Source organism: Rhizobium sp. YTUHZ045 (assembly GCF_051124255.1).
In the GTDB taxonomy this organism is placed as follows: Bacteria; Pseudomonadota; Alphaproteobacteria; order Rhizobiales; family Rhizobiaceae; genus Rhizobium.
The window spans coordinates 1,829,816-1,847,334 of sequence record NZ_CP101432.1 but is presented as its reverse complement, the minus strand read 5'-3'; the positions used below and the strand labels follow the sequence as shown (position 1 = coordinate 1,847,334).

The following is a 17,519-nucleotide window of genomic DNA, read 5'->3' as shown; positions in this document are numbered from 1 at the left end:
GACGCCCTTGGAAGTTGCAGAAGCCGGGGGAATTATTGCGCCGGCAGCTTGTCGTCGACACCTTCGACATAGAAGTTCATGCCGAGCAGGGTGGCGTCATCTGCCTTCTCGCCCGCCTTCAGCCACGGCGTGCCGTCCTGCTTGTTGATCGGGCCGGTGAAGGGATGCAACTCGCCCGATTTGATCTTGGCTTCGGTTTCCTCGGCCATCTTCTTCACATCGTCAGGCATGTTGGTGTACGGCGCCATCTTCAGAATGCCGTCCTTTAGGCCGTCCCAGCTCTGTTCCGACTTCCAGGTGCCGTCGAGGAGCGCGTGAACGCGTTTGGAGTAGTAAGCGCCCCAGGTGTCGACGATCGCTGTCAGTTGCGCCTTCGGGCCGGCTGCGATCATGTCGGACGCCTGACCGAAGGCGTGGATGCCGCGTTCTTCGGCAACCTGCATCGGCGCTGTCGTATCGGTGTGCTGCGTCAGGACGTCGACTCCCTGGTCGACCATCGCCTTGGCCGCATCGGCTTCCTTGCCGGGGTCGAACCAGGTGTTGACCCAGATGACCTTCAGCTTGAAGCTCGGATCAATCGACCTAGCGCCCTGCTCGAAGGAGTTGATGCCCATCACCACTTCGGGAATCGGGAACGAAGCGATGTAGGCGGCGCCGTGATTCTTCGAGGTCTTGGCGGCGATCTGGCCGAGGATGTAGCGGCCTTCATAGAATCGCGAGTTGTAGGTCGCGAGATTCGGGCCAGTCTTGTAGCCGGTGCCATGCTCGAACTTGACCTTCGGGAATTTGGCTGCGACCTTAACCGTCGCATCCATGAAGCCGAAGGACGTGGTGAAGATCAGCTTGCAGCCGGAGCGGGCCAGACGTTCGATGGCGCGCTCGGCGTCCGGACCTTCCGGCACGTTTTCGAGATAAGGCGTTTCGATCTTGTCGCCGAATTCGGCCTGGACCTGCTGGCGGCCGAGATCGTGGGCCTGCGAATAGCCGCCATCGGTGTGCGAACCGACATAGACGAAGCAGACCTTCGTCTTCTCCGCGGCCTGAGCGGCGGAGGAAATGCCGATCAGGGCGGCGGCCGAGGCGGCGAGTGCAAATGCGAACTTCTTCATGGTTACCCCTGTTGGTTTGAAGTTATTGCGGAAACCCGTCCTTGTGTCGTTGTCTATCGCTCCGGCACGAAGGCCTTCCCAAGCGATGCGGGCGTGTTGATCAACGTCGTGCGCCGATTATGGGAAATGATGATGAGAACCACAATAGTCGCGGCATAGGGCAGCATCGAAAGGAACTGCGCGGGAATTCCGAGACCGAAGGCCTGCGCGTGCAACTGCAGGATGGTGACCGCGCCGAAGAGATATCCGCCGGCAAAAACCCGCCATGGCCGCCAGGAGGCGAAAACGACAAGCGCCAGGGTGATCCAGCCGCGGCCGGCCGACATGTTCTCCGCCCATTGCGGCGTGTAGACGAGCGAGAGCTGCGCGCCGGCAAGACCGGCGCAGGCGCCGCCGAACATCACCGCCAGGTAACGCGTGCGGATGACACCGATGCCCAGGGCATGGGCCGACGTATGACTGTCGCCGATCGCTCTCAGTTTCAGCCCGGCCCGGCTGCGGAACAGGAACCAGCTGACGCCGATCACAAGTGCAATCGACAGGTAGAAGATCAGATCCTGCCTGAACAGAACATGGCCGATGACGGGAATATCCGACAGGACGGGCATGACGATCTCTTCGAGGCGAATGCCGGGAACGCTGACATAGGGCTCGCCGAGCATGCCCGATGCGCCGAGGCCGAGAAGCGTAAGCGCCAGTCCCGTCGCCACCTGATTGGCCACCAGCGTCAGCGTCAGGAAGGCGAACAGCAGCGAGAACAGCGCACCCGTCGCTATGCCGCAGATGATCCCGACATAAGGCGAGCCCGACGTCTGCGCGCCGGCAAAAGCGGCGACTGCGCCCATAATCATCATGCCTTCGACGCCGAGGTTCAGAACGCCGGAGCGCTCCGTCACCAGTTCGCCAAGCGCGGCGATGACCAGCGGCGTCGAGGCAGTGATAACGGTCAGCAGAATGGCTTCGAAGATGCTCATGCTCCCACGCCCCTGACCCGCGACCAGACGATGCGGAGTTTGTAGTAGATCAGCGTATCGCAGGAGAGCACGAAGAAGAGCAGCAGGCCCTGGAAGACGCGGGTGACCTTGTCGGAGACGCCGAGCGACAGCTGCGCCGCTTCGCCGCCGAGATAGGTCAGCGCCAGCACCAGGCCGGACGCGATGATGCCGAGCGGATTGAGCCGGCCGAGGAAGGCGACGATGATGGCGGTGAAGCCGTAGCCCGGCGAGATGGCGGGCTGCAGGTGGCCGATCGAACCGGAGACCTCAGAGATTCCGGCAAGGCCGGCAAGCGCGCCCGAGAAGAGGAAACTAAACCAGATCATCTTCTTCGACGAGAAGCCGGCAAAGCGCCCTGCCCGCTCCGACTGGCCGAGCACGACGATCTCGAAACCTTTGAGCGTATAGCGCAGCATGAACCAGACGCCGATCGCCGCGATGATGGCAAAGATGAAGGCCCAATGGGCCCGACCCGATTCCTCCCAGATCGCCGGCAGCACCGCTTCCGGCGCGAAATCCCGTGACACCGGGAAGTTGAAGCCCTGCGGATCGCGCCAGGCGCCGCGCACCAGCCAATCGAGGAAGAGCTGGGCAATATAGACCAGCATCAGCGATGTCAGGATTTCGTTGGTGTTGAAATGGGCCTTCAACAGCGCCGGAATGGCGGCAAAAAGTGCGCCGCCCAGCGCGCCGAGCAGCAGCATCAACGGCAGGACGAGAGGCGAATGCCAGTCGTAGAAAACGATCGGCAGATAGGACCCGGTGATGGCGCCGATGGTGAACTGCCCTTCGGCGCCGATGTTCCAATTGTTCGAGCGGTAGCTGACGGCAAGGCCAACGGCGATCAGGATCAGCGGCGCTGCCTTGATCGCCAGTTCGTGCAGCGACCAGACCTCGAGCAGCGGCTCGACAAAGAATGCATCGAGCGCCTCGACCGGATCCTTGCCGAGCATGGCGAACATGATGGCGCCGAAGGCAAGCGTCAGGGCAAGCGCCAGGAGCGGCGAGACGAAAGCAAAGAGCTTCGAGACGTCGGGACGTTTTTCCAGTTCAATGCGCATGGGCAGTCTCCGCGGCAGAACTGCCTTCATGCAGGCCGCCCATCAGCAGGCCGATCTTTTCGCGGGTCAGTTCGCCGGCCGGATAGGGCCGGGAAAGGCGCCCCTCGGAGATGACGGCGATATCGGTTGCCACTTCGAAGATTTCGTCGAGGTCCTGGCTGATGACGACCACGGCGGAGCCGGCCCTTGCAAGATCTACAAGCGCCTGGCGGATGCGGCTTGCCGCTCCCGCATCGACGCCCCAGGTCGGCTGATTAACGACGAGGACGGCCGGCTGGCGGTCGAGCTCGCGGCCGACGATGAATTTCTGCAGATTGCCGCCGGAGAGCGAGCCGGCGGCGGGATCGTCACCGCTCTTGCGGACGTCCATCGCTTCGGAAATGCGCCGCGCCGCAGACTTGACCGCGCCCTGCCTGATGATGCCGAGCACGCCCAGAAAGGCTTTGCGATCCGACTGGCTGCGGGCCAGCACCAGATTGTCGGAAAGCTTCATGGCGGAAACGGCAGCGTGCCCGTGTCGCTCCTCCGGCACGAAACCGGCGCCAAGCAGGCGACGCGCGGTAATGCCCTGAGTGCCCACCGGCTTCTTGCGGATGATGATCGCTTCGGCTGAGGCAACCGGATACTCGCCCGACAGCGCGTCGAACAACTCGCTCTGGCCGTTGCCAGCGACCCCGGCAATTGCGAGGATTTCGCCCGCACGCACCGTCATGGAGACGTCGCGCAGCGGCATGGCAAAGGGCGTGCGCGGGGAAACCGACAGGTTCGAAACGGCAAGCTGCACCTCGCCCCTGTCGCTGCGCTCGGGATGGGTGACCGTCGGCACCTCGCTGCCGACCATCATGCGGGCCAGCGAGGCCGGCGTTTCCTGCCTGGGATCGCAGGCGCCGGTCACCCGGCCATGGCGCAGCACGGTGGCGCGATCGCAGATGCGCTGCACCTCCTCCAGACGGTGGCTGATATAGAGAACCGAACGGCCTTCGGCGCGCAGCTTGAACAGCGTCTCGAACAGCCTGTCGGCCTCCTGCGGCGTCAGCACCGAGGTCGGTTCGTCGAGAATGATCAGCTTCGGGTTCTGCAGCAGCGCCCGGACGATCTCGATGCGCTGGCGCTCTCCGACGGAGAGATCGGCGACATGGGCATGCGGATCGAGCGGCAGGCCGTAGGTGACCGACAGCGCCCTCGCCTCCTCGGCGATACGGTCGATCGGGATGGCGTCATCGAGCGATAGCGCGATGTTTTCGGCCACCGTGAGGGCCTCGAAAAGTGAGAAATGCTGGAAGACCATGCCGATGCCGTGCTTGCGGGCTTCTCCCGGCGAGGCGATGACGACGGGACTGCCTTCCCAAAGGATCTGCCCGTGCGTCGGCTCGAGAACACCGAACAGCATCTTGACCAAGGTGGACTTGCCTGCGCCATTTTCGCCGAGAAGCGCATGAATTTCGCCCGGCGCTATGTCGAGATCGATGTCATTGCAGGCGGCAAAGCCACCGAAGAACTTCGTCAGCTTTTGGACGGATAACAACGCACCGGGATCCGGCACATTCAATGCAGACACGTTCCCCTCATTTCTTCTGCCAACCGGTCCGTTCGGATCTCATGGAATCAGCAGCGTCGTTCCTGTCGTTTTTCTTGCTTCCAGATCCGCGTGAGCCTGCCCAACCTCACGCAGCGGATAGGTTTGGTTGACATTGATACGCACTTTGTTGCTTTGCACAACATCAAATAGCGCCTTTGCACTATCGTCCAATTCCTGACGCGTGGCGATATAGGTGAAGAGCGTCGGGCGCGTCGCAAAGAGCGACCCTTTCTGAGCCAGCATGGCGAGGGTGAAATTCTCGATCGGCCCGGAAGATTGGCCGAAGGAGGCAAAAAGGCCGCGCGTCTTCAGGCAATCGAGCGACTGTGGAAAAGTATCGCGACCGATCGAATCATAGACGACATCGACACCCTTGCCGCCCGTTATCTCGCGGACGCGGCCGACGAAATCCTCGCTCTTGTAGTTGATCACATGGTCGTAGCCGTGGGCGAGTGCCAGCTCGACCTTCTCCTTGGATCCAACCGTGCCGATGACCGTAGCGCCGAGCGCCTTCGCCCACTGGCCCGCGATCAGACCGACTCCGCCGGCTGCGGCATGGAACAGAAGGACGGTCTGAGGGCCGACCTTGAAGGTGCGGTTCAGGAGATATTCGGCGGTCATGCCTTTCAGCATCATCGCTGCCGCCGTTTCGAGCTCGATGCCGTCAGGCACATGCACCAGATGGCGTGCCTCGATATTGCGCTCGGCGCTATAGGCGCCGTCGGCGCTGGCATAGGCGACCCGGTCGCCAGGCCTGAAATCCGTAACACCGGGGCCGACTGCCGTGACGGTGCCGGCGCCCTCCTTGCCGGTGACAAAGGGAAGGTGCGGCACCTTATAGGAGCCGTTGCGAAAGTAGACATCAATGAAGTTGAGGCCGATCGCCGCCTGCCGGATCTGCACCTCGCCTGCCGCCGGCTGGGGAAGATCGATCTCGACATAGTTGAAAACCTCAGGTCCGCCCGTTTGCGAAAATGAAACCGCCTGCGTTTTCGTCATATTGTCTGTCCTTTAAGCTTCGCGTCCAAGGGCGGGGAAAAATTGCAGCACCGCGCCGATGACGTAAAGATAGAGCCCGGTCACAATGAAGAGAATGAGCGCCCATTCCGGCGTTTCGAAATGCATCAGCAGCGAATAGACGCCGAGCGCCGACCACAGGAAAAAGACGCCGAGATTGAGCGGGCGCAGCCTCTTCACTCTGACCGGGTGGAGAAAATTGATCGGGAGGAAGGTCAGCACCACCGATATGGTGACGACGACGAGCGCCGTCGTCGCGCTCGCATCGATGACAAATAGGGTGAAGACGATCATGTTCCAGACGACGGGAAAGCCGGAGAAGAAATACTCGTCGGTCTTCATGCCCATGTCTGCGTAATAGATGGCACTGGAGACGACGATCATGCCGGCGGCGGCGAAGGACCAGGGCTCGCCGATCATGCCGCTCTGGTAGAGCGCGAAGGCCGGCAGGAGCACATAGGTAACGTAATCGATAATATTGTCGAGCGTATCGCCCGACCAGTTCGGCAGCACCTCCTTGACACGCACCTTGCGGGCAATCGGCCCATCGATGCCATCGACCAGTAGAGCCAGACCCAGCCACCAGAACATGTCGATGAAGCGGTGCTCGGCGGCGGCGACCACGCCGAGGAAGGCGAGGAAGGAGCCGGAAGCCGTCAGGATATGAACGGAAAAGGCGCGCATTTCCGCGTAAGGAACACGCTTGTAATTGAAAATCTTCATAACCCCCCGACCGCCTGTCGCGCTCGCCCTGGCAAGCGTGTTTTATCGCCATCATCACCTGACCCTGTTCCTGAATCGGGCTCGACGGCGTAGGTCTTTGTTGTCGCACCGCTTTTGCCGAAATCAGCATCCAATTGCGGCGCGCCGCTCTAATATGCATCCTTTGGCGGGCTTCGCCAGCGGGAAATATGACATTCCCCGCCAACCATTGAATCCTGACAGGGACACGCATATTTCCTTTCATGAGCGCTGCGTGGAATGGAATGCCTTTAATTCCGGCCGGATATGTAATATCTGCCTCGCATCCGATAAGTTCATCCGACGAAACGGGATCCTCTACCGCAATGAACGCGCCTGCAAAGACCGAAGACTTCGCATCGTCCATCCCCGCCGGCGTCTATGCCGAGACGGTGCTCAGCGTGACGCATTACACCGACCGGCTCTTCCGCTTCACGATGACCCGGCCGCAGGGCTTCCGTTTCCGTTCCGGCGAATTCGCGATGATCGGCCTGATGGTCGAGGGCAAACCGGTCTTCCGCGCCTATTCGATCGCCAGCCCCGCCTGGGCCGAAGAACTCGAGTTCTTCTCGATCAAGGTGCCGGACGGTCCGCTGACGTCGCATCTGCAGGCGATCAAGCCGGGCGACCAGGTGCTGATGCGCAAGAAGCCGACGGGCACGCTGGTGCTCGATGCGCTGACGCCTGGCCGCCGCCTCTACATGCTTTCGACGGGAACCGGCGTTGCGCCTTTTGCCAGCCTGATCCGCGATCCCGAGACCTATGAAAAGTTCGAGGAAGTGATCCTCACCCATACGACGCGCGATGTCGCCGAGCTGAAATACGGTTTCGACCTCGTGCATGAGATCCATAATGACGAACTGCTGAAGGAAGTGGTCGGCGACAAGCTCCGTCATTATGCGACTGTTACGCGCGAGGATTTCGAATATCGCGGCCGCATCACCGACCTGATCTCTTCGGGCAAGCTGTTTACCGATCTCGGCGTGCCGCCCCTCGATCCGGCAATCGACCGCGGCATGATCTGCGGCTCCTCGGCCATGCTGAAGGATACCAAGGAACTGCTGGAGAAGGCCGGCCTCAATGAGGGCGCCAACAGCAAGCCCGCCGAATTCGTCATCGAACGGGCCTTCGTCGGCTGACACTCTTTCGACAATCCGATCTGAGAACGGCTCCGGAAACGGGGCCGTTTTTATGCGCGGGCGAGATAGTCGATCAATGCCGCCATCGCCGCATGCGCCTCATCCGGTCTGCCCTGCTGAATGGCCCGAATAGCGCCGACATGCAGCGCGATGGCGCGGTCCATGCGTTCCGGGCTTGCGGTGGAATACCAGAGGCGACGCGAATGGGTCTGCACTGGGCCAAGCGCCGCCATGATGAAGCCGTTCGGGCAGGCATCCTCGAGGATCTCGTCGAAAGCCTTGTCGGCGGCGAAGAAGCCGGCGAGATCGCCCGTGGCGGCGCATTCCTCCATGGCGCGAGCGCAGTCGCCCAGGCGATCGCGCTGTTCGCCGCCCGCATGTTCGGCGACCAATGCCGCAGCAATCGGCTCCAGTTCGCGGCGCACCTGCATGACATTGCCATGATCCTCCGGCGCGATCTCGGCAACCTGCAATCCGACACGTGGCTTCACCAGGATCAGCCCCTGCCAAGCGAGTTTCTGAATCGCCTCGCGCACCGGCGTGCGTCCGTGGCCCGCCATATCGATCAGCTGCTTTTCGGTGACGAGCGCACCGGGTTTCAGCACCAGCGTGACGATCAGATGCTCGAGCGCGAGATAGGCAAGGTGGCTTTGTGACGTCAGCATGCCGATAATTCCGTAGCCCACCTGATATATCACATCCTGGCACGGCGAAGATTCGAAGACAAGGGGATGCCAGACAAGAAGTAAGAACCCAATTCGCAGGTCCGTCCGAACCGCGCGTCGGCCCTTCACTCGTGCCGCAACGCCTCGATCGGATTGAGCTGTGCTGCCCTTCTTGCCGGGAAATAACCGAAAATCATGCCGATCGCCGCTGAGAAGAGGAAGGCGACGGCGACCATCATCGGGCTGAAGACGAAGGGGACTTTCAGGAGGGTGACCGCCACCAGACCGAGGCTCAGGCCGAGCACGATGCCGGTGATGCCGCCGAAGAGCGAGAGCGCCACCGCCTCGACCAGGAACTGAGTGAGCACCTGGTTTTCGAGGGCGCCGATCGCCAGGCGAATGCCGATTTCGCGGGTTCGCTCGGTGACGGAGACGAGCATGATGTTCATGATGCCGATGCCGCCGACGAGGAGGCTGATGGCGGCGACGGCACCGAGCAGGCCGGTCAAGAGCGTCGTCGTGCCGGTCATCGCCTCGGCGATCTGTGTCATGTCGTTGACATTGAAATCGTCCTGGCGGCCGGGAATGATCTTGCGGCGCTCACGCATTAGATTTTCGACATCGGCCTGCACCTTGGCCGTGGAGACGCCGTCGCGCGCCGAAATGATGATCTGCGGCACGTTGCTGTTGCCGCTGATGCGCCGCTGGAACACCTTGACCGGCATGATGACGACGTCATCTTGATCGGTGCCCATCCCGGACTGACCGCGCTTGGCGAGCACGCCGATGACCGGGCAGGAAACCTTGCCGACGCGGATCTGCTGGCCGAGCGGGTCGGCGGCGCCGAAAAGCTGCGAGCGGACCGTCTCGCCGATGATGCAACGGGACTGGCCGCGCTCCTCGGCCGGGGTGAAATTGCGGCCGAGCGCCAGGTTCCAGTCCTGCGCGACGAAATAATCGTTGGTGGTGCCGTAGACGCTGGTCGAATGGTTCTGACCGCCAAAAATCACCGTTGCCGTCGATTGGTTGAGCGGCGCCACCGCCCTCAAGCCGCCGATCTGGTCACGGATGGCGGCGACATCCTTGACGCTGAAGCGTTTGGCCTCGGAGCTCGCCCGGCCGGGACCGAACTGGCCGGGACGGACGAACAGCATGTTGGTGCCGAGCCGCGACAGTTCGGTCGAAACCTGGGCGGTCGTGCCGTTGCCGATCGTCACCAGTGCGATGACGGCGGCAACGCCGATGACGACGCCGAGCACGGTGAGGAACGAACGCAGCATGTTGCGGCTGATGGCGCGCAGCGCGAGCTTCAGCGTCTCAAAGAACATGATCCGCCCTCCTCCGATGCTCGGCCTCCGTCTCCAGCTTGCCGTCGACGAAACGCAGCAGCCGCTCGGCATAGGCGGCGATATCGGGCTCGTGCGTGACCATGACGATGGTGATGCCCTGCTCACGGTTCAGCCGCGTCATCAGATCCATGATCTCGACGCTGGTCTTGGTGTCGAGATTGCCCGTCGGCTCGTCGGCGAGCAGCAGCGCCGGTTCGGTGACGATGGCCCGGGCGATGGCGACGCGCTGCTGCTGGCCGCCCGACAGCTCCTGCGTCTTGTGATGCTCGCGGCCGGAGAGGCCGACCAGCGCCAAGGCCTCGCGCGCCCGTTCCCGCCGCTCGCGCACCGCCATGCCGCGATAGATCAGCGGCAGTTCGACATTCTCGGCCGCCGAGGTGCGCGACAGAAGGTTGAAGCCTTGGAAGACGAAGCCCAGCATGTGGCGGCGCAACAGCGTCAGCTGACCACGGTCGAAGCCGCTGGTCGGAATGCCCTGGAAGATGTAATCGCCCGATGTCGGCACGTCGAGGCAACCGAGAATGTTCATCGCCGTCGACTTGCCGGAGCCAGACGGCCCCATGATCGCGACGAATTCATGGGCATCGATCGCCAGATCGACATGGTCGAGCGCACGGATTGCGGCCTCGCCCGCGCCATAGATCTTCGAGACCTTCTTGAATTCGATCAGCGGCGGGTTTGTCATCCGTCTCTCCGCCTAGTTCGTCCGCACCGTGGCGTCGGTCACCAATGCGTCATTCTCCTTGAGTTCACCGGAGACCACCTGGGTGAACTGGCCGTCCGACGAACCGACCTGAATGACGGCGGGCGTGGAGCGACCGTTGCGCAGCACCCAGACGCGGCGCTGCGCTCCGGTCAACACTTCACCGGAATTGCCGCCGCGCCGGCGTGGCGGCCCAAAAATCCCAAGAATACCGCGGCCGCGCCGTTCTGCCTGCGGCGGGGCATAACGCAGCGCCGCGTTCGGCACCATCAGCGTATCCTTGACGGCCTCGACGGTGATATCGGCGGTCGCGGTCATGCCGGGGCGCAGCAGCAGGTCGGCATTGTCGACCGAGAGGACCGCCTTATAGGTCACCACATTGTTGACCACTTCGGAGGCGAAGCGGATCTGCTCGATCTCGGCGGGGAAGGACCGGTCGGGATAGGCATCAACGGTAAACTTCGCCTTCTGGCCGACGGCGATCTTGCCGACGTCTGCCTCGTCGACATCGACCTGCAGCTCCATCTTCTTCAGATCGCCGGCGATGGTGAAGAGAATGGGCGCCGAAAGCGAGGCGGCGACGGTGGCGCCCGGATTGACGGAACGGGTGAGGATCACGCCGTCGATCGGCGAGACGATCTTTGCCTTGGCGAGATTGACCTCGGCAAGCTGCAGATCGGCCTCCGCGGCCAGCACCTCGGCTTCGTTGATCTGTTTGGCAGCGACGGCGGAATCATATTTGTAGGTGGCGTCGTCGAGGCTCTGCTGTGTGGACACATTGCTCCTGACCAGGCTCTTCAGCCGCTCGAGCGAGGTGCTCGCCGATTCGAGATCGGCATTGGCCTTGGCGACATTCGCCTTGGCCGAATTGACTTTGGCGCGCGAGCTCTTCACATCCGCCTCGAGCTTGTTGGTGTCGAGCAGCGCCAGCACGTCGCCCGCCTTGATGGTGCTGTTATAGTCGACGTTGACGTCACGGACGGTGCCGGAAAGTTCGCTCGAGATGTCAACTTGCTCGGTCGGCTGCACCGAACCGGTGGCGGTGACAAGCACCGTCAGGTCGCCGCGTTTTGCCGGCTGCGTGGTGTAGCTCACCTCGCTTTGCCCCCGGCCGACATAGAAATAGGCGGCAGCTGCGGCGGCAACGAGGATGATCAGCAGAACCAGCAAACGCCCGCGCCAGCGGCCCCGCTTGTTCTGCCTTGCCGACGCGGCAAGTACCGCAGCGAGGTCGGGCGTCCCGCCGGCCTTTGCTCCGGTTTCTTCGCCGCTTACGATTTTGTTCATGTCATCCTCGATCAGTCAGTGGCCGCATCGGCCTGCAATGAAATAATCACACCGCAGATGAACCGGGAATTAGCGTTGCCGCCGAACTGGCACGGAATTGCGGACGGGTGAAATGAAATACTGGTAAGAAAACTCAAGTTTCAGTACCGCGGAGCTTATAGCGCCAAAATCCCCAGCGTTTCGCGCTCCTGACAGGCAGAAATTGCCCACCATCAATCGGGATCCTCGGTAAATTGCCCGGCACCCGGCAGCGGATGCAGCCAGGCTTCGCGCCGCTTGATCCACACTTCATGGTTCGGCTCAAGATCCGTCGGCGGACCGTCGAGAGAGCCGAGGCGGATTTCCACCGTCGCCTCCTGAAGGCAGAAGAGCCTGCTGCCGCAGGCGGGGCAAAAGCTGCGGCCGGCGAATGTGGCAATCTCGCCGCTATGGGAAAATGCCGGTCGGGGCCAAAGCGCAAAGAACACGAAGGCGGAACCACTCGATTTGCGGCAATCAGCGCAGTGGCAGAGGCCTACGCGAAGCGGCTCGCCTTCCACTCGATAGGCGACCGCTCCGCAAAGGCAGCTTCCCGTTCTGATCCTCATTGACGACCGTCAGGAGTCGAGCTTGGTGGGGAGGCCCGGCGGACGGCGCTTTGCCGCCATCAGCAGATCGAGCTCGGTGGCGGAGGGGCCAAACTTGTCATAGAGGCGCTTAGCCTCCTTGTCGTCCAACCGGTATTTTCTGGCAAATTCGCTCATGCTGTAGGGGCGGCCACGCAACACTCTTCGCGCCGGGGTCGCCGTTTTCGGTGCGTCGGTCATGGTTTTCTCCTTTCATCAGCTTCCCTGTAAGTTAGAGCGGCCCATCTATTTGAAAAGACTCGAGCGGCCTCGGCAGGGCCATCAACCGAAGCGGATGCGGCTGATTTTCCTGAAACCTTTTTGCCGAGAGACGGTTTTCGAAGCGAGGCTGCGGGCCGCTGGAGAACATCAGGATTTTTCCGCTTTCTCCCGATGGCCGACGAACTGGCAGGCGAGCTCCCTACCCGCCCGGTCCGCTTCCTCATCCTCATTTTCCGGCGAGATCACGAAATATTAAAATGCGGAACGCATGCGCCGGGGCGAGGTTCTCAACACGAGGTCGACGTGGCCTCAGTTCAAAACCAAGGAGAAACCAAATGGCAAACCAAGGTGGAACCCATGAACAGCACGTCAAGGCTGGGCAGCAGAGTCACAAGAATGACTCCAATACCCGCAGCGCCTCTTCAGGCGGCCGCGACGCGCAGTCCAGCGGAACCCGCGGCGGCAGCCATGAGCAGCATGTAAAGGCTGGTCAACAAAGCCACAAGAACAGCCACTAAAGCTGTCATGACATGAAACTCGGCCCGCGCCCTCCATTCCGGCGCGGGCTTTTTGTTTCAAGTCAAACGCCGGCCGTCCTCGCCGAAAAGGTGCAGAACCTCGGGATCGAGATGGAGCGGCAGGCTGTCGCCGGATTGCATCTTCTGCTGGCCGGCAAAGACGGCGATCAGCTTCTTGCCGGCCGCTTCGGTGTGAACGACGGTTTCAGAACCCAGCTCTTCGACAAGGGTGATCCGCGTGTCCAGCCTGCCTGCGGCGGCTGCATCGGCGAGACTGATGTGTTGTGGCCGTATGCCGAGGCTGACCCTCTCGCCTGCCGGACGCACCTCTCTGGCAATGACGGAAAGACGGTGGCCGCCGACGGTTTCGACTTGCACGAAACCACCCTCGTGACCGACGATCGAGGCTTCCAGAAAATTCATGTGCGGCGCGCCGATGAAGCCGGCGACGAAACGGTTTGCCGGTTTATTGTAGAGTTCCAGGGGTGTTCCCACCTGCTCGATCCTGCCGCCTCTCAGCACGACGATGCGGTTTGCGAGCGTCATCGCCTCGACCTGATCATGGGTGACGTAGATCATCGTCGCCTTCAGGCGAGCGTGGAGCGCGGCGAGTTCGGCACGCATGCTCACCCGGAGCTCGGCGTCAAGATTGGAGAGTGGCTCATCGAGCAGGAAGGCATCCGGCCGGCGCACGATGGCGCGGCCGATCGCGACGCGCTGACGCTGGCCGCCGGAGAGCTGGCCCGGACGCCGCTGCAGAAACGGCTCGATCTCCAGCATGCGGGCGGCATCAGCGATGCGGGCTTCGATCTCGGCCTTGGCCACCTTGGTGTTCTCCAGGCCGAAGGCAAGGTTTTCGCGCACGCTCATATGCGGATAAAGAGCATAGGACTGGAAGACCATGGCAAGGCCGCGGTCGGCCGCACCGATCGCAGTGACGTCCTTGCCGTCGATGGCGACACTGCCGCCTGTGGGCTTGTCGAGTCCGGCGATCAGGCGCAGCAACGTCGATTTTCCACACCCGGACGGGCCGACGAAAGCGACGAACTCGCCGTCATTGACCTCAAGCGAGACATCGCGGATGACCTCGACGGCGCCGAAATTCTTGACGATGTTCCTGAGCTCGAGTCCGCTCATGCACTCTCCTGTTTCATATTATTTCAGCCCCGAGCCGGCGATACCAGTCGTGATGAAGCGCTGCAGAAAGACGAAGATCAGCACAACCGGGATCATCGAGACGACGGTCATGGCGAGGATATAGTGCCATTGCACATTGAGCTCGCCGGCATAGACGTTGAGGCCGACCTGCAGCGTGTAGAGTTCCTTGCGCGACAGCACGATCAGCGGCCAGAGGAAGTCGTTCCAGCGCCAGACCACCGAGAAGATCGCCAGCACCGCCAGCGCCGGGGCCGACAGCGGCAGGATGATGCGCCAGTAGATCTGCCATTCGCTGGCCTTGTCCATGCGCGCGGCGTCGATCAGTTCATCGGGGATCGTCAGCATGTATTGGCGCAGCAGGAAAACGCCCGTCGGGGTGGCGACGGTCGGCAGGATGACGCCCCAGAGGCTGTCGAAGAGGTTCAAGCTGCCGATGACCGAATAGAGCGGTACGACGATGACCGAGAGCGGCACCATCAGCGTCGCCAGGATCATCAGCATGACGGCAGTGCGGCCGGGGAACTGGTATTTCGACAGCGCGAAAGCGGCCATCGAATTGACCAGCAGCGTAATGGCCGTCGCCACCACCGTCACGAAGACCGAGTTGCGCAGGAACAGGAAGAAGTCGAAGCGCTGGAAAGGCTCGGTGTAGTTGTTGGTCGCGAATTCGACCTCACGCACCGGCGTGCGGTCCTTGATATTGACCTTGACGATTTCGCCCGGTTGTTTCGGATCGACCATCTGGCCCATGATACCGATGCGGCGGACTTCGGCGAGCACACGGGTGCTGCCATCCGGCATCGTCACATTATAGAGCGGCAAAGGCTTGTCGTAACCCGGCACCACGGTCTGTTCGGTGACGTAGGGCAGGACGGACGGCGGGAACTCGGCAAGAGCGGCTGGCGTCTTGAACGAGGAGAAGACCAGCCAGATGGCCGGGCCGAACATCAGGATGACGCCCGAGATCAGCCAGATCCAGGTGACCACGTCGGTCCAGTGCCAGCCACGGCCGCGGCGGCGAAGCAGGAAGGTGGCGACGGCGCTCATAGACGTTTGCCCTTCTTCTCGTTGCGGCTGCTTGCGGCGAGCTGGACCAGCGTCAGGATGACGAGCACGATGCCCATCAGGATCGAGGCGGCCGATGCGAGCCCCGGATTGCGCAGCGAACTGGCAAAGCCGGTCTCGTAAATGAACTGGGTGATGTACATGGTGCTGGTGCCGGGCCCGCCGCCGGTGAGCACGAAAACCTCGTCGAAGATCTGCACGGCGCGGATCAGCGCCAGAACCAGGACGACAATGAGGTTCGGCATCAAGAGCGGCAGGGTAATCCGCCGGAAGATGCGGGTGGGGCTCGCCTTGTCCATTGCCGCCGCCTCATAGAGATCCCTCGGGATCGCCTGCAGGCCGGCGAGCAGGATCAGCGCATAAAAGCCCATATGCGCCCAGACCGAAACAAAGACGGCGAAGAAGAAGGCCCAGAAACGATCGCTGAGCCAGGAGAAGGGTTCGAAGCCGAAAGGACTCAGCGCATAGTTCAACAGGCCCTCGCGCTGAAGGATCCACTTCCAGATCAGGCCGACGACCACGGGCGACAGCAGCACCGGAAAGAAGAAGACAGCGCGCCAGAAGCCGCGATTGGAAAGCTCGCGGTTGAGGATCAACGCCGTTGCGAGTGCCGCGACCAGCATTGCCGAGACCTGGAAGACGACGAAGACGGCGGTGTTGCGCACGGCGGCCCAGAAGGTGTCGGCAGCACAAGTCGAGGGGTCGAGATAGGAGCGGCAATCGAAGAGGATGCGGTACTGCTCAGCGCCGACATAAGTCCTGTTCGGCAGGAAGATGGCGCCGCCGCTCGTCGTCGAATAGATGAAGTTGATGACCAGCGGCAGGAGCACGAAGACGGAAAAGATCAGCATGTTAGGCGCCAGGAAGACGCCCGCCATGCCGTTCAGCCCCGTCAGCTTCTGCCAGGCTCGCATCGGGATGTCGATCATCCCCATGGCGAGCCTGACAGGCGCAAGGAGCGCCTGCCGCAGACCGGCTTTCGCCGGTGGTTCGGAAGAAACCGTCTTCTCCGCCATCCGCTCTTCCGTCAGTTGCCGCCGACCTTGGCCTTGATGTCCTCGTCGATGCGGGCATAGGCATCGTCGAGCTTCATTTCGCCGGCGATCACCTGGCTGATGCGGGCAACGATGGCGCTGTAATAGGCGTCCGACCACTTCCAGCCCGGCAGCTTCAGCGCAGCCGGGGCCGTCTGGCCGGCCGATTCAACGAAGGCCTTCAGCGCCGCCTTCACATGCGGATTGTCGGTCTTGAAGTCCACCTGGCCGGCGGCTACGCCCTTATGCGCCGGGATGAACAGGCTGCGCTCGGCGAATTCCTTCTGCACGTCGGCGCTTGCCAGGTAGTCCATCACCTTGGCGACGTCCTTCGGGTTCTTGGTGTATTTGACGGCGACCAGACCGGCGCCGCCCTGCATGCCGCTGCAGGCCACCGTGCCGCACGGGCTTCCGGCCATGACCCAATCGAAACCGTCGCCGATCTTCTGCGCGAAGCCTGAAACCTGCCAGCTGCCGGAATAATAATAGGCGAGACCGCCATTGATGAAGTCGTCGGCGGCAGCGCGATAGGTGCTGCCGGCAGCACTGACCCAGACGTCCTTGTTGACGGTGCCGTCCTCGTTCCACTTGACGAAGCGGCTGAGGAATTCCTTGGCGCCCTGGTCGATGGGCGCCGGCTTGCCGTCGGCGGCGATATAGTTGGCGCCGTAGGAGATGTTAGGGCCGGAGACGCGGTGACCGGAGCGGTCGATCGCCATGGCGAAGACCTTCTGGCTGTCGGCAACCTTCCTGGCCGCCGCCGCCCAGTCGTCCCAGGTTGCCTTCGGGCCGGGAATTTCGACGCCGGCCTGCTCGAACAGCGTCTTGTTGACAAAGCCGCCGGTGAGCGTCAGCTGGGTCATGAAGCCGGTGATGGCGTTCGAGCCGTCGGGACGCATCCAGTCAGCCTGGGCGCCGAAATTCTCGTCCCAATATTTCGCATCGGTGATGAGCGGGCGGAGATCGAGCCAGTGCTGCGACTGCGCCTTCAGATTGGTGACGCGGGCGATATCAGGCCCCTTCCCGGCTTCCAGCTGTACCGGCAGCTGTTCCTTGACGACGTCATAGGAGACTTCATCGAGGATGACGTTGACATCGGGATTGGCCTTGGAGAAGCGCGCCATCAGATCCTTGATCACCTCGCCTTCGCCGCCGTCGGAATACCACATGATGCGCACATCGCCGGCATGGGCGGCAACGGAACTCAAGAGAACCGCAGCAAAGGCCGCGGCGATCGATTTCATTCTGGTCATAGTCTCCTCCTCTTGACCG

The 17,519-nt window shown here is 62.0% G+C and carries 18 protein-coding genes; 2 read left to right on the top strand and 16 right to left on the bottom strand.

What is annotated here, in order from left to right; all coding sequences use genetic code 11:
* Positions 1-32: 32 nt before the first annotated feature.
* The 6 genes from NMA58_RS09385 to pcsA are packed head-to-tail and all read right to left on the bottom strand — an operon-like array spanning position 33 to position 6,484.
* Positions 33-1,109 carry a BMP family ABC transporter substrate-binding protein gene (locus tag NMA58_RS09385; protein ID WP_285195421.1) on the bottom strand — a complete coding sequence of 359 codons (1,077 nt, stop codon included), beginning with the start codon at positions 1,107-1,109 and terminating at the stop codon, positions 33-35.
* Positions 1,110-1,162: 53 nt separating this feature from the next.
* Positions 1,163-2,083: an ABC transporter permease gene (locus NMA58_RS09380; protein ID WP_434713114.1), complete on the bottom strand. Its 921-nt coding sequence runs from the start codon at positions 2,081-2,083 to the stop codon at positions 1,163-1,165.
* Positions 2,080-3,165, bottom strand: coding sequence for an ABC transporter permease (locus NMA58_RS09375; RefSeq protein ID WP_434713113.1), 1,086 nt, complete (start codon positions 3,163-3,165; stop codon positions 2,080-2,082). Before NMA58_RS09375 ends, NMA58_RS09380 begins: the two co-directional genes overlap by 4 nt.
* Positions 3,155-4,723 carry an ABC transporter ATP-binding protein gene (locus tag NMA58_RS09370; protein ID WP_434713112.1) on the bottom strand — a complete coding sequence of 523 codons (1,569 nt, stop codon included), beginning with the start codon at positions 4,721-4,723 and terminating at the stop codon, positions 3,155-3,157. Before NMA58_RS09370 ends, NMA58_RS09375 begins: the two co-directional genes overlap by 11 nt.
* A gap of 39 nt (positions 4,724-4,762) precedes the next feature.
* Complete coding sequence (locus NMA58_RS09365) at positions 4,763-5,743, bottom strand: quinone oxidoreductase family protein (RefSeq protein WP_434713111.1); 981 nt, start codon at positions 5,741-5,743, stop codon at positions 4,763-4,765.
* A 12-nt stretch (positions 5,744-5,755) separates the two neighbouring features.
* Positions 5,756-6,484 (bottom strand): phosphatidylcholine synthase, encoded by a 729-nt coding sequence (pcsA, locus tag NMA58_RS09360; protein ID WP_434713110.1) that lies wholly within the window; start codon positions 6,482-6,484, stop codon positions 5,756-5,758.
* Positions 6,485-6,828: 344 nt separating this feature from the next.
* On the opposite strand from pcsA, the gene NMA58_RS09355 reads away from it, so the two are divergent.
* On the top strand, positions 6,829-7,641 hold the full coding sequence (locus tag NMA58_RS09355) for a ferredoxin--NADP reductase (RefSeq protein WP_434713109.1): 813 nt from the start codon (positions 6,829-6,831) through the stop codon (positions 7,639-7,641).
* Positions 7,642-7,691: 50 nt separating this feature from the next.
* On the opposite strand, the gene NMA58_RS09350 is transcribed toward NMA58_RS09355, so the two are convergent.
* The 6 genes from NMA58_RS09350 to NMA58_RS09325 form a co-directional block, all read right to left on the bottom strand.
* Positions 7,692-8,306 (bottom strand): GntR family transcriptional regulator, encoded by a 615-nt coding sequence (locus NMA58_RS09350; RefSeq protein ID WP_430959980.1) that lies wholly within the window; start codon positions 8,304-8,306, stop codon positions 7,692-7,694.
* A 125-nt stretch (positions 8,307-8,431) separates the two neighbouring features.
* Positions 8,432-9,634, bottom strand: coding sequence for an ABC transporter permease (locus tag NMA58_RS09345; protein ID WP_434713108.1), 1,203 nt, complete (start codon positions 9,632-9,634; stop codon positions 8,432-8,434).
* Positions 9,624-10,340 (bottom strand): ABC transporter ATP-binding protein, encoded by a 717-nt coding sequence (locus NMA58_RS09340; protein WP_434713106.1) that lies wholly within the window; start codon positions 10,338-10,340, stop codon positions 9,624-9,626. Before NMA58_RS09340 ends, NMA58_RS09345 begins: the two co-directional genes overlap by 11 nt.
* Before the next feature lie 12 nt (positions 10,341-10,352).
* A complete protein-coding gene (locus NMA58_RS09335; protein WP_434713104.1) occupies positions 10,353-11,645 on the bottom strand; it encodes an efflux RND transporter periplasmic adaptor subunit in 1,293 nt (430 codons plus the stop codon).
* Between the two features lie 212 nt (positions 11,646-11,857).
* Positions 11,858-12,232 carry a GFA family protein gene (locus NMA58_RS09330; protein WP_085778134.1) on the bottom strand — a complete coding sequence of 125 codons (375 nt, stop codon included), beginning with the start codon at positions 12,230-12,232 and terminating at the stop codon, positions 11,858-11,860.
* Between the two features lie 9 nt (positions 12,233-12,241).
* Positions 12,242-12,451 carry a hypothetical protein gene (locus tag NMA58_RS09325; protein WP_085778133.1) on the bottom strand — a complete coding sequence of 70 codons (210 nt, stop codon included), beginning with the start codon at positions 12,449-12,451 and terminating at the stop codon, positions 12,242-12,244.
* Positions 12,452-12,807: 356 nt separating this feature from the next.
* On the opposite strand from NMA58_RS09325, the gene NMA58_RS09320 reads away from it, so the two are divergent.
* Complete coding sequence (locus tag NMA58_RS09320) at positions 12,808-12,990, top strand: hypothetical protein (protein ID WP_004673791.1); 183 nt, start codon at positions 12,808-12,810, stop codon at positions 12,988-12,990.
* Positions 12,991-13,047: 57 nt separating this feature from the next.
* Here the strand turns inward: NMA58_RS09320 and NMA58_RS09315 are convergent, their stop codons facing one another.
* The 4 genes from NMA58_RS09315 to NMA58_RS09300 are packed head-to-tail and all read right to left on the bottom strand — an operon-like array spanning position 13,048 to position 17,500.
* A complete protein-coding gene (locus NMA58_RS09315; protein WP_434713102.1) occupies positions 13,048-14,127 on the bottom strand; it encodes an ABC transporter ATP-binding protein in 1,080 nt (359 codons plus the stop codon).
* A gap of 18 nt (positions 14,128-14,145) precedes the next feature.
* A complete protein-coding gene (locus tag NMA58_RS09310; protein WP_434713100.1) occupies positions 14,146-15,195 on the bottom strand; it encodes a carbohydrate ABC transporter permease in 1,050 nt (349 codons plus the stop codon).
* Complete coding sequence (locus tag NMA58_RS09305; RefSeq protein WP_434713099.1) at positions 15,192-16,229, bottom strand: carbohydrate ABC transporter permease; 1,038 nt, start codon at positions 16,227-16,229, stop codon at positions 15,192-15,194. The genes NMA58_RS09310 and NMA58_RS09305 overlap by 4 nt, the downstream gene beginning before the upstream one ends.
* Positions 16,230-16,240: 11 nt before the next feature.
* Positions 16,241-17,500 carry an ABC transporter substrate-binding protein gene (locus tag NMA58_RS09300; protein WP_434713098.1) on the bottom strand — a complete coding sequence of 420 codons (1,260 nt, stop codon included), beginning with the start codon at positions 17,498-17,500 and terminating at the stop codon, positions 16,241-16,243.
* Between the last annotated feature and the right edge of the window lie 19 nt (positions 17,501-17,519).